11 protein-coding genes and 1 pseudogene are annotated in these 15,327 nt (G+C 34.7%); 4 read left to right on the top strand and 8 right to left on the bottom strand.

The window, feature by feature from the left end; translation table 11 throughout:
* The first annotated feature begins 323 nt into the window (after positions 1-323).
* Positions 324-2,591: a T9SS type B sorting domain-containing protein gene (locus ACFX5E_RS14890; protein WP_379855950.1), complete on the top strand. Its 2,268-nt coding sequence runs from the start codon at positions 324-326 to the stop codon at positions 2,589-2,591.
* 90 nt (positions 2,592-2,681) lie between these two features.
* On the opposite strand, the gene lgt is transcribed toward ACFX5E_RS14890, so the two are convergent.
* The 5 genes from lgt to ACFX5E_RS14865 all read right to left on the bottom strand — a co-directional run bounded on the left by lgt (position 2,682) and on the right by ACFX5E_RS14865 (position 7,725).
* Positions 2,682-3,608 (bottom strand): prolipoprotein diacylglyceryl transferase, encoded by a 927-nt coding sequence (gene lgt / locus ACFX5E_RS14885; RefSeq protein WP_379855949.1) that lies wholly within the window; start codon positions 3,606-3,608, stop codon positions 2,682-2,684.
* 65 nt (positions 3,609-3,673) lie between these two features.
* The gene (gene yidD / locus ACFX5E_RS14880; RefSeq protein ID WP_379855948.1) at positions 3,674-3,913 is read right to left on the bottom strand and encodes a membrane protein insertion efficiency factor YidD; all 240 of its coding nucleotides are present in this window, start codon (positions 3,911-3,913) and stop codon (positions 3,674-3,676) included.
* A gap of 79 nt (positions 3,914-3,992) precedes the next feature.
* Entirely contained in the window at positions 3,993-5,471 is a 1,479-nt protein-coding gene (gene cysS / locus ACFX5E_RS14875) for a cysteine--tRNA ligase (RefSeq protein WP_379855947.1), read from the bottom strand.
* A gap of 146 nt (positions 5,472-5,617) precedes the next feature.
* Positions 5,618-6,289 (bottom strand): GTP cyclohydrolase I FolE, encoded by a 672-nt coding sequence (folE, locus tag ACFX5E_RS14870; protein WP_379855946.1) that lies wholly within the window; start codon positions 6,287-6,289, stop codon positions 5,618-5,620.
* Positions 6,290-6,504: 215 nt separating this feature from the next.
* Positions 6,505-7,725: a pyridoxal phosphate-dependent aminotransferase gene (locus ACFX5E_RS14865; protein WP_379855945.1), complete on the bottom strand. Its 1,221-nt coding sequence runs from the start codon at positions 7,723-7,725 to the stop codon at positions 6,505-6,507.
* Between the two features lie 125 nt (positions 7,726-7,850).
* Between ACFX5E_RS14865 and ACFX5E_RS14860 the strand changes: the two genes are divergently transcribed.
* A complete protein-coding gene (locus tag ACFX5E_RS14860) occupies positions 7,851-9,185 on the top strand; it encodes a PDZ domain-containing protein (protein ID WP_379855944.1) in 1,335 nt (444 codons plus the stop codon).
* Between the two features lie 57 nt (positions 9,186-9,242).
* Here the strand turns inward: ACFX5E_RS14860 and ACFX5E_RS14855 are convergent, their stop codons facing one another.
* Positions 9,243-9,632: a DUF1573 domain-containing protein gene (locus ACFX5E_RS14855; protein ID WP_379855943.1), complete on the bottom strand. Its 390-nt coding sequence runs from the start codon at positions 9,630-9,632 to the stop codon at positions 9,243-9,245.
* A 160-nt stretch (positions 9,633-9,792) separates the two neighbouring features.
* On the opposite strand from ACFX5E_RS14855, the gene ACFX5E_RS14850 reads away from it, so the two are divergent.
* Positions 9,793-12,426, top strand: coding sequence for a valine--tRNA ligase (locus ACFX5E_RS14850; RefSeq protein ID WP_379855942.1), 2,634 nt, complete (start codon positions 9,793-9,795; stop codon positions 12,424-12,426).
* A gap of 97 nt (positions 12,427-12,523) precedes the next feature.
* Here ACFX5E_RS14850 and ACFX5E_RS14845 read toward each other — a convergent pair whose 3' ends face one another.
* Positions 12,524-13,033: a pyridoxamine 5'-phosphate oxidase family protein gene (locus tag ACFX5E_RS14845; RefSeq protein ID WP_379855941.1), complete on the bottom strand. Its 510-nt coding sequence runs from the start codon at positions 13,031-13,033 to the stop codon at positions 12,524-12,526.
* A gap of 444 nt (positions 13,034-13,477) precedes the next feature.
* Between ACFX5E_RS14845 and ACFX5E_RS14840 the strand changes: the two are divergent.
* Positions 13,478-13,777 (top strand): annotated as a pseudogene (locus tag ACFX5E_RS14840) (valine--tRNA ligase); the annotation flags it as partial.
* A 113-nt stretch (positions 13,778-13,890) separates the two neighbouring features.
* On the opposite strand, the gene ACFX5E_RS14835 reads toward ACFX5E_RS14840, so the two are convergent.
* Positions 13,891-15,213 (bottom strand): APC family permease, encoded by a 1,323-nt coding sequence (locus tag ACFX5E_RS14835; RefSeq protein ID WP_379855940.1) that lies wholly within the window; start codon positions 15,211-15,213, stop codon positions 13,891-13,893.
* Positions 15,214-15,327 lie beyond the last annotated feature (114 nt).

Raw genomic sequence — 15,327 nt, 5'->3', positions numbered from 1 at the left:
TTATCTCTATTTAAAAAAACTGCTATTGCGCTTTTTTTATAGTTTTGTTCTAATAATACACCGATTGTGTATCTTTGTTCGCTGGTTAAGTGGCTCATTATTTACAACTTTGGTCAGAAGCAAATAAAGAACATTTATTCCATTCGAGAGAGAGGACTTTAAAGTCCTTTCTTTTGAAAAAATATCTTTATCTTTTCCCTAAAGTTGCATTAATTAGTTGAATCTAGTAAAATAAAACTATAATAATTTCTAATTTGCTATATTTACTTAGCAATGCAATATAGTACCAATTGATTTTTTAAGTTATTTAAAAGTTTAAAGCAATGAAAAAATCTACTAAATTTTTACTTTTTGTTTATTTATTTATAAATTTTAGTCTTTATGCTAATAATATTAGTGATAGAGAAGATTATGAAATTGAAGTTGTTGGTAAGTTAGATAATACGATGTATTCAGTTGAGAATGATTTTAATTCGAGGATTTTAAATAAGCCACATGCTCAATATCCACTTTCACGTATTGCTACTTCTCCACCAACAGTAACTTCTCCGATTTATTTATGTCAAAATAGCACTGCAGTACCATTAACCGCAACGCCTTCTGCCGGAGGAACTTTAAATTGGTATGGAACAAACACAACTGGTGGAACGGCCTCTTCAACAGCTCCGACTCCTTCAACAGCTACTGTAGGAACTACATCATATTATGTAAGTGAGACTATAAGTGGTGTTGAAAGTACCCGATCTAAAATTGATGTAATTATTGTTGCTGACAACGGTACTTCAATATTAAACTTAAGATGTGACCCCACTCAAATAGCTGCTGCAGATAAAAATAGTTCCGTATTTTTTGATTGGTCAAATACTATTGGTGTGCCTAATCAATATACCTATAGTTATTCTGTCGACAGTGGGGCTGCAGTAACCGGTACAACTGGCCCCACTAATTTGCAAGTTTTTGGTTTATTACCTGGGCAATCAGTTACCTTGACAGTTTGGCATACAACATATCCTTGTGATCGTTCCGAATTTACTTGTTTCGTTCCATGCGGAACTTCAACAGTAACGCCTAATTTCCCTGCAATAACTCCTTTTTGTTCCGGTACTGTTGCACCAATATTAGGAACTACTTCTCCAAACTTAATTACCGGAACTTGGTCACCAGCAATAATCAGTAATACAACCAACGGAAGTTATGTGTTTACTCCAAATCCAATATTATTCCCATGTGCGACCACGCAAACATTACCTGTAACAGTTACACCATTGGCAACGCCAACTTTCACAACCATTCCTGCGGTTGTTTGTCAAAATGCAACAGCTCCGGTTTTGCCTTTAAGTTCATCTAATGCAACTCCAATAACAGGTATTTGGAATCCGTCAACAGTTAATACAGCTGTTTTGGGACCTGTTACTTATACTTTTACACCTAATCCTGGTCAATGCGTTACTCCAGGATTTACTAGGAAAACTATCACTGTTAATCCAAATATAACACCAACTTTTACAGCGGTACCAGCTATTTGTTCAGGAACTCCACTTGCAGCTTTGCCTACAACTTCTAATAATGGAATTATCGGGATTTGGTCACCGTCATTAAGCAATACGGTAACTAAACCATATATTTTTACACCTAATCCCGGACAATGTGCTACTACGGCAACTTTGACTATTACAGTTACACCAAATGGCATTCCAACATTCACGGCGGTTCCTGCAATTTGTACTGGTACACCCTTGGCTCCTTTGCCAACAATTTCTAATAATGGTTATGCAGGGACTTGGACCCCAGCCTTAAATAATACTGCTACTACAACGTACACTTTTACTCCCAACTCTGATCAATGTGCAAGTACAGCAAATTTAATTATTACAGTTAATCAATTAAAAACGCCCACTTTTGTGAATGTTCCAACAGCTGTTTGTGAAAATGATGTTGCTCAAATTTTGCCTGCAAGTTCTTCAGATTTTCCTTCAATAACAGGAATATGGAGTCCTGCAACCGTGAATACATCAGTTAGAGGAACAAGTGATTACGTTTTTACTCCTAATCCAGGACAATGTGCAACTACAAAAACAATCTCTATTACCGTAAGTCCATCAAATACTCTTGTTACCGTTGATTGGACTGTTTCAGAAGCATTTGTCAAAAATCAAGTGGTCACTATTACTGCTACTGCACCAGGAGACTATTTGTATCAATTAGATGACGGACCGTTTCAAGAAAGTCCTGTTTTTGAATATGTCTCTTTAGGTACTCATACCATTACGGTTGTAGACAAAAACGGTTGTAGTGCTCCAATAACAAAGACTAATGTTTTAGTTGTTAATTATCCTAAATATTTCACGCCCAATAATGATGGTTCTAATGATACTTGGAATATTTTTAGTTTAGAAGATCAATCCAATTTCAGGATTTTAATTTTTGATCGCTATGGAAAATTTTTAAAAGAAATTAGGCCTAAAAGTTTGGGGTGGGACGGGATGTACAATGGTCATCCTATGCCAGCAAATGATTACTGGTTTAGTGTTGAATATGCAGAACAAAATATTCCAAAAATATTCAAATCCCATTTTTCATTAAAAAGATAATTATAAAAAAACCTCTAAAGTATTGAACTCTTGAGGTTTTTTATATTCTAACAGTTTCTATTTTATTTATTATTATAAGAATGGTTAAGCTTAAACTTTAACGGGTTTTTCGGCAGTGAAAATGAAATACAATCCGATTAGAATAAATGGGATGCTTAACCACTGTCCTGTAGATAACAACCCTAAAGAATTTTCAAATCCACCTTGGCTTTCTTTTACAGACTCGACTACAATACGAACTGAAAATAAAAGTACTAAGAATAATCCAAATAAAAACCCTGATTTTTTTCTAGCGTCCGTTTTCCAATACAAGAAAAACAAAATTGCAAAAACAAAAATATAACAAATGGCTTCATATAATTGTGCAGGATGTTTCGCAGGAACTTGTTCTAATAAAGCAGCGAATTTTGGGTCGGTAGCGATGGCGTGATATGCGTCATTTGGATTGGCTAATTGAGTTGCATTTGTGGCGTCATTTGGAGTAAATTTATCACGAATGAAACGGATTCCAAAAGAAGATGTTGTTTCTTTTCCAACAATTTCAGAATTGAAAAAATTTCCTAACCTTACAAAAATAGCTCCACTGGCAACAGGTATTACCACTCTGTCTAAAATCCATAATTGTTGTCTTTTTAATACGTTTTTACTGTAAAAATACATCGCAATTATTATCGATATAGCAGCGCCATGGCTCGCTAAACCTTGATAACCTGTGAATTCAAATTGGGGGGTAAAACGAAAAGGCAAAAATATTTCCAGTAGATGATTTCTGTAATATTCCCAATCATAAAAGAAAACATGGCCTAAGCGTGCTCCGATTAATGTGGCCAGAACGGTCCATATAAACAAAGAGTCTAATTTTTCTATTGATTCTCCTTCGCGTTCAAATATATTTTTCATGATATACCATCCTAATCCAAAGGCGATTACAAACATTAAACTGTAATATCGAATTACAAAAAAACCTAAATCAATTCCTTCTGATGGATTCCAAATTATATTTATAGCGTGTGTCATGTATGATTATTTTTTAATATTTTGTAAAAATAAAGAATTAAAGTAAAATTCGTACCAATAAAAGGTTAATGTTCGTGATTGCATTTTTTTTCGGGAACAGGATCGTAACCAGTTCTGCCCCAGGGATTACAACTCAATATTCTTTTTAATCCTAAATACCCACCGTAAATTAATCCATGTTTTTGTAATGCTTCAATCATATAGGAAGAACAAGTCGGTTCAAATCTACAGGCAGAAGGCGTAAATGGGGATATTGCATTTTGATAAAACCGAACTAATAAAACAAAAGGAGCAGTTATTTTCATGATTTAATCAAAAAATTGGTTCATGTGTCAATTAGAAAAATGGCAAATTATCTAATTCTCTAATTGAAAAATTCTCTCGTTATATAGTAAAGGTTGTGCCTTCTTTTGCATCTTTCAATTGAATTCCTAATGTAATCAATTGATCACGAATCTGATCAGACAAGGCAAAGTTTTTATTGTCTCTGGCTTGTTTTCTCATTTCAATCAACATATTTACGGTGCCTTCTAATTTATCATTATTGCTATCTGAAATTTTCTCGTTTTCAAGACCTAAAACATCAAATACAAAAGCTTGCATTGTTGCAGAAAAAGTCTTTAAATCAGCAGATGTCAACGTTTCTTTTCCTTCTTTTAGTAGATTGATAAATCGAACGCCTTCAAATAATTGAGCAATCAAAATCGGAGTATTAAAATCGTCATTCATAGCATGATAACAAGACTGTTTCCAACTCGCAATATCTAATGTTGCATTGGAATTTGGAACTAATTCTTTTAGTGCTTCTAAAGCTTCCATTAATCTCTTGTATCCTTTTTCGGCTGCAACAATGGCATCGTCAGAGAAATCAAGAATACTTCTGTAATGTGCTTGTAGCATGAAAAAACGAGCCACAGATGCAGAGAATGCTTTGCTTAAAATGCCATTATCACCCGTCAAAATCTCTCTTGGCAAGATATTGTTTCCGGTAGATTTAGCCATTTTTTTGCCATTCAAGGTTAGCATATTGGCGTGCATCCAATAATTTACTGGAGTTTGACCCGTGCAAGCCTCGTTCTGTGCAATTTCACATTCATGATGAGGGAATTTTAGATCCATTCCACCGCCGTGAATATCAAAATGATTGCCTAAATATTTAGTGCTCATAGCGGTACATTCTAAGTGCCAGCCCGGAAAACCATCGCTCCATGGGGAAGGCCATCGCATGATATGTTGTGGTTCGGCTTTTTTCCAAAGTGCAAAATCCTGTGGATTTCTCTTGTCAGATTGTCCGTCAAGATCACGAGTGTTAGCAAGCATATCTTCAATATTACGGCCGCTTAATCTTCCATAATGATTGGTTTCATTAAATTTTACCACATCAAAATAAACAGAGCCGTTGGCTTCATAGCCAATTCCTTTGTCAATAATGGTCTTGATAATTTCTATTTGCTCAATAATATGACCTGTTGCTGTAGGCTCGATACTTGGAGGTAAAAAGTTAAAAGCAGTCAAAATATCATGAAAATCTACCGTATAACGTTGCACGACTTCCATAGGTTCCAGTTGCTCTAAACGTGCTTTTTTAGCAATTTTATCCTCCCCTTCATCCACATCATCCACAATATGTCCTACATCAGTAATATTACGTACGTAACGCACTTTGTAATCCAAATGCAAAAAATACCTAAATATCACATCAAATGACATAAATGTTCGCACATTCCCAAGATGTACATTGCTGTAAACCGTTGGTCCGCAAACATACATTCCAACATTTCCTTCGTGGATAGGCGTGAATGTTTCTTTCTCTCCCGAAAGAGAATTGTATATTTTTAGGGTTTGGGAGTTGTATAATGGCATTTATGTTTTGTTATTTTCCCCACCCCAGCCCTCCCCGAAGGGGAGGGAGCGGAGAGGTGAATGTGTTGTTAATAATTGTTATTTTTCTTTCCCAATCGTACCAGACTCGGCTCCCTCTTCTTTGGATAGGGTCGGGGAGAGGATGACTAGAACTTGGTTTCTAATTTAATGTAATCCAAAAATTCTCTTCGAGTTTGATCATTTTTAAATTTACCACCAAATTCAGAGGTTACAGTGCTACTTTCAATATCACTTATTCCTCTTGAATTTACACAAAGGTGTTTTGCGTCAATTACGCAAGCTACATCTTCGGTGCCCAAAGCAATTTGTAATTCCTGAACAATTTGCATCGTTAAACGCTCTTGAACCTGAGGTCTTTTGGCATAATATTCCACAATTCGGTTCATTTTAGAAAGCCCAATCACTCTTCCATTGGAAATATAAGCAACATGTGCTCTTCCTATAATTGGTAATAAATGGTGTTCGCACGTAGAGTAAACGATAATGTTTTTCTCTACTAACATTTCACCGTATTTGTAGTTGTTGTCAAAAGTAGAAGCTTTTGGTTTTCTGGCAGGATTCAGTCCTCCAAAAATTTCTTTTACAAACATTTTTGCTACACGATTGGGCGTACCTTTCATGCTGTCGTCTGTCAAATCCATTCCAAGGGTTAGTAGAATATTTTCAACGTCTTTTTTTATTTTTTCTATTTTTTCTTCATCAGAAATAGCAAAAGCATCTTCGCGTACTGGATTTTTTGCCGATAAACCAATGTGATTGTCTCCTATTTCGTCTTGAAATTCTTCGTTATTTATCATTAAAAGCAACTATTATAGTGGGTGTATATATTTAAGCGGTAAAGATAATTAATAAAAATTAAAGAATTTCTATAGGTTATACTATTTAATGATGGTTTTAGAGAGAAGATTGGGGATGTCAGATTGTTTTTTAGCCTTAAAAACTAAAGGCAATAACTTTTTGGTTACCGCCTTAGCTCTATTTCTTATGATTATTTGTTGCCTGTCACTTTTAATTATTGGGCAGCAATTAGTTTTTTTAGTCGGATTGCATTGTAAACTGGAATAGCTTCTTTCAGAACACGAACGGCACTAATAAGATCTTCTGTCTTTAATACATAAGCAATACGTACTTGGTTTAAGCCCATTCCAGGAGTAGAATAAAATCCTGCTGCAGGGGCAACCATAACCGTTTCACCATTGAAATCATAACTTTCTAAAAGCCACTGTGCAAAAATATCAGCATTGTCAACAGGAAGTTGCGCGATGCAATAAAAAGCGGCCTTAGGTTTCGTTACAATGACACCCTCTATTTTATTTAATTCAGAGATTAAGGTGTCTCTGCGTTCTCTATATTCTGAAATTACTTCGTCAAAATAACTTTGAGGAGTGTCAATAGCGGCCTCACAAGCAATTTGTTCCACAGTTGGCGGACTTAATCGGGCTTGTGCAAATTTCATAGCGGTAGCCATTACTTCCTTATTTTTGGACACCAGACATCCTATTCTTGCTCCACACATACTATAGCGCTTTGAAACAGAATCAATCATAATCACGTGTCCTTCAAGCCCAGGAATATTCATTACGGAATAATGGGTGTCACCATCGTAAATAAACTCTCTGTATACTTCGTCTGCAATTAAAAAAATATCATATTTTTTAACAAGTGCGGCCAATTGCATAATCTCCTCCTTTGAATATAAATAACCCGTTGGATTTCCAGGATTACAAATCAGAATGGCTTTTGTTTTAGGTGTAATTAACTTTTCGAATTCAGAAATGATAGGAAGTGCAAATCCGGTGTCAATTGTTGAAATTACGGGAACTACGCTACCGCCAGATGCAGTTGAAAATGCACTGTAATTAGCATAAAAAGGTTCGGGAATGATGATTTCATCTCCCTGGTCCATGATGGTGCCTAATGCAAACAATAAGGCTTCTGAACCTCCGGTAGTAACTATAATATCTTCAAATTCTACAGCAACATTTTGGCGTTTGTAAAATTCTGACAATTTTCTTCTATAGCTTTCATTGCCCGCAGAATGACTGTACTCTAAAATCGTTAAATTAATGTTTTTGATGGCATTAATAGCTATTTCAGGTGTTTTTATATCAGGTTGACCTATGTTCAAATGATATACTTTATGTCCTTTTTTCTTTGCTATTTCTGCAAAGGGAGCCAATTTACGTATTGGTGATTCGGGCATGTTCTTGCCTTTGTTGGATATTTTTGGCATGGTTCAATTGTTGAAGTGCAAATTTGCATTTTTTTTCTGAAAATTGCTGTTAAACAGAATTGTAATTATTGTAAAATTTATACAAATAATCAATATTTTGTGTATTTTTATCAAAATGAATATAAATGAAAAAAGTAATTTCTGTATTTTTTATTTTTGTTTGTGTTTGGCCTATTTTGGCTCAAGATGGTTTTCAATTCAATAAAGAGGTTGATAAAGTAACTGTTGCTTTTAAACTAATCAATAATTTGATTTTTATTCCAATTAAAGTCAATGGCATAGAATTAAATTTTTTGTTGGATTCCGGTGTCGAAGAAACTATTTTATTCAGTTTGGAAGAAAAAAAAGAAATTTCATTTTCTAATGTTGAAAAAATCACTTTGCGGGGTTTGGGAAGAGAAGAACCTATTGAAGGATTGAAAGCAACCAATAATATCTTAGAGGTTCAAGGATTAAAATCTGCAAATCATTTATTATACATTGTTTTAGACCAAGAGTTTAATCTTTCTTCTCATATTGGAATTCCTGTAAATGGAATTATAGGATATCATTTTTTTAAAAATAATTTAGTGGAAATAAATTATGAAAGAAAAAGAATTACCATTCACAGAAATAATGATAAGAATAGGAAAAAAATAGAAAAAAAATTTAAGGAAACCCCCATTACTATTGAAAAAAATAAGCCATATGTAGTCAATGGTGTTACGATTGATTCAATAGAATTTCCGGCAAAATTATTAATAGACATTGGTAATAGTGATGCACTTTGGCTTTTTGATAAAGAATCCGTATTAATTAAAATACCGACTAAAAATTTTGAGGATTACCTAGGGAAAGGATTTAGTGGCGATGTAGAAGGAAAGCGAGCGCGAGTTCTTAAATTTAAAATGTCTGAATTTGAATTTAAAAATCCTATAGCTGCTTTCCCAGATTCGATTTCATTAAAAAGCGTAAAAATGGTTCCTGGTCGAGTGGGTTCCGTAGGAGGTGAAATTTTTAGACGATTTACAATCGTTCTTGATTATACTAACAGAGTTCTTTATTTAAAGAAAAATAGGGAATTTAACGCGCCTTTTAATTACAATAAAAGTGGAATTGAAATTCAACAGCAAGGAATGCAATGGGTACAAGAAACATTCTATCTGCAAACGTTGCCTGTTGTAGTTTCAGAGGATCCTTTTAAAATACGAACAGAAAAGAATGGTACTAATTTTAAATATAAATTTAATCTGAAACCTGTTTATTCAATTGCAAATGTTCGAAAAAATTCACCTGCTTTTGTCTCTGGTTTGCTGAAAGACGACATAATTATTTCTATAAACGGGAATCCTAGCTACAAGTATTCGTTGCAACAAATGAATTCCTTTTTGAAATCAGAAGAGGAATTATGGATTACAATGGAAGTCGAACGAAATAACAAAACACTTAAATTTAAGTTTCAGTTGCAAGATGTTCTATAAAAAAAAGCGCTTTATGAAAATTTTCATAAAGCGCTAATTATTAATTAACTCATGGATTTAGTTAGAAATAACTTCTCCTTTTATTTTTAAAGCTACTCTTCCTTCCTCGTAATTCACCGCATTAGATTCAACCGTAATTGTTTTTCGAATTGGCCCTGCAATCATATTGTATTTTATCTCTATTTTTCCTTTTTTACCAGGCAGGATGGGATCTTTTGTGCTTGATAATATGGTGCAATTTGCTGTTGACTGTATTGAGGTTATAATCAAAGGTGCATTCCCCGTATTTGTAAATTCAAAAACCCGTATTCCATTGTCGCTTGATTTAGCTATTCTACCGTAATCTATAGTGTTGTCTTTGGCTGAAAAATCAATTTTAGCTCCAGACTGAGCAAAACCCACACTGCTAACTAACAGGATTGCCATTAAAGTAATTATTTTTTTCATTTTAATTTTTTTAAATTCATTTAAGTAAATGTACTTTGTTTTAATTAACGTACAAATATTTATTTCTCTTTTTATAGTGTACTTAATTATTTACTTTTGTTCCGTATACTAATTACAAATATCAGACCAAAGTATAATTTTGGTTTTAACAGTTGCTTTTATGACAATTCCTGCACAATTTGACGCTAAAACTATTGAGAATAAGTGGTATGACTACTGGATGAAAAATAATTATTTTCACTCGGAGCCAGATCATAGAACACCGTATACCATTGTAATTCCTCCGCCTAACGTAACTGGAGTTTTGCACATGGGGCACATGTTAAACAACACGATTCAGGATGTTTTGATAAGAAGAGCGCGTCTGAAAGGTTTCAATGCTTGTTGGGTTCCAGGAACGGATCATGCTTCTATAGCTACTGAAGCTAAGGTTGTTGCTAAATTAAAAGCCGAAGGAATTAATAAAAATGATCTGACTCGCGAGGAGTTTCTGGCTCACGCATGGGAATGGACTGATAAATATGGCGGTGTAATTTTAGACCAATTAAAAAAATTGGGTGCTTCTTGTGATTGGGAAAGAACAAAATTCACCATGGATCCTGATATGTCAGCTTCTGTAATTAGGTCTTTTGTGGATTTATATAACAAAGGATTGATTTACAGAGGATACCGAATGGTAAACTGGGATCCTGAAGCAAAAACTACTTTGTCTGACGAAGAAGTAATTTATGAAGAACAAGAAGGGAAATTATATTTCCTAAAATATAAAATTGAAGGAAGTGAAGATTTCCTTACAATTGCTACAACGCGTCCGGAAACTATTTTCGGGGATACCGCGATTTGTATTAATCCAAATGATGAACGTTTTGCTCATCTGAAAGGGAAGAAAACGATTGTTCCAATATGCGGAAGAGTGATTCCAATTATTGAAGATATATATGTTGATATCGAATTTGGAACGGGTTGTCTAAAAGTGACTCCGGCTCATGATATGAATGACAAGGCGCTAGGAGAGAAGCACAATCTGGAGATTATTGATATTTTCAATGAGGATGCAACTTTAAATAGTTTTGGATTGCATTACCAAGGAAAAGATCGTTTTGTGGTTCGGGAAGAAATTTCCAAAGAATTAGAAAGCATTGGTGCTTTGGCCAAAACAGAAATTCACTTGAATAAAGTGGGAACTTCTGAAAGGACCAAAGCAGTTATCGAACCTCGTTTATCAGACCAATGGTTCCTGAAAATGGAAGATTTAGTTAAGCCAGCCATCAAATCAGTATTGGTTGATGGTGAAATTAAATTGCACCCTGCTCGTTTTAATAATACCTATGCACATTGGTTAAATAATATACGTGATTGGAATATCTCCCGTCAATTATGGTGGGGACAACAGATTCCTGCTTATTTTTACGGAGATGGAAAGGAAGATTTTGTGGTGGCTGAATCTATCGACGAAGCCTTAGAATTGGCAAAAGCCAAAACTTCAAACGCTAAACTTGAAATAAAAGATTTACGACAAGACGTCGATGCTCTAGATACTTGGTTTTCTTCTTGGCTATGGCCAATGTCGGTTTTTGGCGGAATAATGGATCCGGAAAGCGAAGATTTTAAATATTATTATCCAACGAATGATTTAGTAACCGGTCCGGATATTTTGTTTTTCTGGGTGGCGAGAATGATTATTGCAGGATACGAATATACAGGTAAAAAACCATTTACAAATGTATATTTGACAGGTTTGGTTCGTGATAAACAAAGACGTAAAATGTCTAAATCATTAGGTAATTCACCGGATCCGTTGGACTTGATTGAGAAATTTGGTGCCGATGGTGTGCGTGTAGGATTGCTTTTGAGCGCTTCCGCAGGGAATGATATTATGTTTGATGAAGAATTGTGTAATCAAGGAAAAGCGTTTACGAATAAAATCTGGAATGCGTTTAAACTGATAAAAGGTTGGGAAGTTTCGGATACTATTCCGCAGCCGGAATCTTCAAAAGTAGCGATTGAATGGTATGAAGCCAAATTGCAACAAACCCTTCTGGAAATCGAGGACAATTTCGAAAAATATAGAATTTCCGATGCTTTAATGGTAATTTATAAACTGGTTTGGGATGATTTCTGTTCTTGGTTCCTGGAAATGATAAAACCGGCGTACCAACAACCAATTGACAGCGTAACTTTTGCAAAAGCGATTGAAATGCTAGAAAACAACATGAAATTATTGCATCCGTTTATGCCGTTCTTAACAGAAGAAATTTGGCAAATTCTTGCCGAAAGAACTACTGAAGAAGCATTAATTGTTTCGACTTGGCCAGAATTAAAACCTTTTAATGACCGTTTAATATCAGATTTCGAAAATACAATTGCGGTAATTTCAGGAATAAGAACGATTCGTAAAGACAAGAATATTCCGTTCAAAGATACGATTGAATTGAAAATCGTCAATAATGATAAAGCCTCAACCCATTTTGATTCGGTAGTGACTAAATTAGGGAACATCACTGCACTGGAATATGTTTCTGATAAAGTGGACGGCGCTTTGTCATTCCGCGTAAAGTCAAATGAATATTTCATCCCAATTACCGGAAATATAAATGTAGAAGAAGAAGTTGCAAAATTAGAGGCAGAGTTAGTTTATACGGTAGGTTTTCTGAAATCAGTTCAAAGTAAATTAGCGAACGAGAAATTTGTGGCTGGAGCCCCGGAGAAGGTATTAGCGAACGAGATTCAAAAAGAAACAGATGCTTTGTCTAAAATTGAAACCATCAAACATAGTTTAGCTGGATTGAAATAAGCTTTAGATACTTTTTTAAAATGACAAAAACCCATTCGTCTTGCGGTGAATGGGTTTTTTTACGTATTTTTTTGTTGGTATTCAGTTTGATTATTAGCTATACATTTAGAGCTCCTTGGTTGCCCGAAATTAAATTTGTTCCTGTGGCAACGGAAGCTACCATTTTAATAAAGTTTATCATTTGGTTGCCGTCCGTATCCCAGTAATAAGCAGTCGTTGGGCTTACTTTTATTATTGAAATATTGGGGTCTTCTTTACCTTCTTTGAACCAAATTTTAGCTACTGGTGTCCAGAGTTCTTCAATTTTTGTTTTGTCCAAAATTATTTCGGCTACACCGTTTACAACTAAGTAGCTGCTCTTACCAGGATGCGAAAAAAAGAGTTGCACATTTTTGTTTGCTTCAATGGATTTGTTTTTTTCGCTGTCCTTCTCGCTGAAAAACCAAATATTGCCTTGGTCGCAAACTTTTATAGCTGACATTGGTCGGCAAGTAGAGCCATCGTCTGTTTCAAGGTCGGTGCAGAAAAGGCAGATCATTATTTCATCAACTAAACTTTTCAGTTTGTCAATAGCTTCTTTGTTATTCAAATTTTTTGTATTGCTCATTTTTTTTTTTGTTAACTTGGATTTATATTCTTACTTCGTTGGAATCTTGTTTTTTTAGCTCTTTTTACGTTTCGTATTGAATCTACTTTTTCTTTGGTCTTGCTATTATGACAATGTTCGTTTGCATATTGGTTAACCGAATCTTTGTTTTGTTCTGCTGCGCTGTGGTTGTTGTAAATTCCGTTGTTTGATTTTTGTCCATTGTGAAATAATTTAATTCGTAACGGATTTATAATCAATAAAGGTAGACTTCTAAGTGAGGGGTAGTATTACACAATTTTTGAAAAAGGTTGCAATATTCACAGTAATGTGGCAGAGATTTGTTGGTTTAGTCAACCTTTTAAAAAGTTTTATGAGTGAAGTTATAATCTCCGTACATGATTTTAATGATGAAGGAGTGATTTTTAATTTTGAATTAATAGGCTCTTACATAGCCCGTAGATTTTTGATACCGTCGTGACTAAATTGGGGAACATTACTTCATTGGAATATGTTTCTGATAAAATGGATGGTGCTTTGTCTTTCTGTGTAAAATGAAATATAAATGTAGAAGAAGAGATCGCAAAATTAGAGGCAGAGTTAGTTTATACACTAGGGTTCCTGAAATCATTTCAAATCAAATTAGCGGATGAGAAATTTGTGGCTGGAGCCCCGTAGAAAGTATTGGCTAACGAGATTCAAAAAGAAGGAGATGCTTTGTCTAAGATTGAAACCATCAAACATAGTTTGGCTGGATTGAAATAAGGATTAGATTCTTTTTTAAATATAAAACCCATTCGCCGTAGACTGCGGCGAATGGGTTTTTTTAGAAAATGAAGGTTCTGATTATTGTCACTAACGATATCAGAATTTAAAACCTACTCCTTTCTATTTCTGCGATTTAAAAGCAAAAAGACGGGATAGGAAAGTGCTGAAATAACTAGGATAATTATAAAATTTTTAGTGTCGCTGTAAGCAAAACCCACCAATAACGCTACTGTAGCCGTAATCGCGAGTATCGTGGTCCAAGGATAGGCCCAAGAGCGATAAGGTCTGGGTAAATCAGGTTCTTTATTTCTTAATTTTATGAGCGAGCAATAGGCCAATCCCCAAACAATAACTGACATGAAAGTTCCAAATGAAAATAGCACTTCGAAGGAACCGACATAAATCAGCAGCAAACTAATTAAGGAAGATACTAAAAGTGCTACGATCGGAGTACCGCCTTTGTTTATTTTAGTTCCTTTTTGAATAAAAAATCCGTCGCGACTCAATCCGAATAGAATGCGCGCCGGAATCATCATATAGGCATTGAGAATACTAATCAAAGAAAAAATGGCTATGACGGTTACTATAATTGCACCCTTAGTTCCAAAAACCACTTTAGCAACATCTGCAGCGACCAAAGGAGAATTAGCTAATGCGGAAACAGGCAATACATGAAAGAATGCCGTATTTATTAATACGTAAAGTACAATGACAATTATAGCTCCGGTATATAATGATTTAGGAATGTTTTTACTCGGGTTTTTATCCTCTTCTGCAAAAAAGCAAACGGCATACCATCCGTCATAAGTACCAATTATTAATTGAAGTGATTTAAAAAATCCAAATAGTATTCCCATTTCAAAAAATGGAGTGTCTTTTTCAATAGGATTAAATTGGACTCCTGAATACATGAAGCAGGCAACGATTAAGGCCACAAAAACTCCGACTTTAATCACACTTGTCAGCTGCTGGAAATAACTTCCGTTTTTTACACCACTGACATGAAGTAAGGTAAAAGCAATCAAAAAGGCAATGGCGATAATTGTAGTCTGACTTTCTAAGCTTGGAAATAAAATAACAATATATTCGCTGATAACGATACAGTAAAAAGCGGGAGGCACAGAATTTGCAATATAATCAAACCATCCTGAGAGAAAACCGGCGTAATCCCCAAAAGCCCTTTTTATATAATTGTACGATCCCCCGGCTTTAGGCAGCATTGTGGCTAATTCTGCATAGGAATTTGCTCCAATTAAGATATAGATTCCCCCAAAAATCCAACAAGCAATTATAAGCCAATAATTATCTAGCATACCAGCAATAATACCTGGTGTGCGTAGAATTCCAACACCAATTGTACCGCCAATTAATACCGCAATACCAAAACTTAAACCTAGACTTTTCTTTAATTGGTTGTTGTTTGAATTTTTCATAAGATTTATTTCGGTTTCACTTTTTGTTGGTCAAATATAGTAAAACGTAATTTCTTTTTTAAAACAAAAACCTCGCTTATTGCTAAACGAGGATTGTATAGTTATGATGAACAG

The organism is Flavobacterium xylosi, from assembly GCF_042787345.1.
GTDB classification, from domain to species: Bacteria; Bacteroidota; Bacteroidia; order Flavobacteriales; family Flavobacteriaceae; genus Flavobacterium; species Flavobacterium xylosi.
This window is presented reverse-complemented; position numbering and strand designations above follow the sequence as displayed.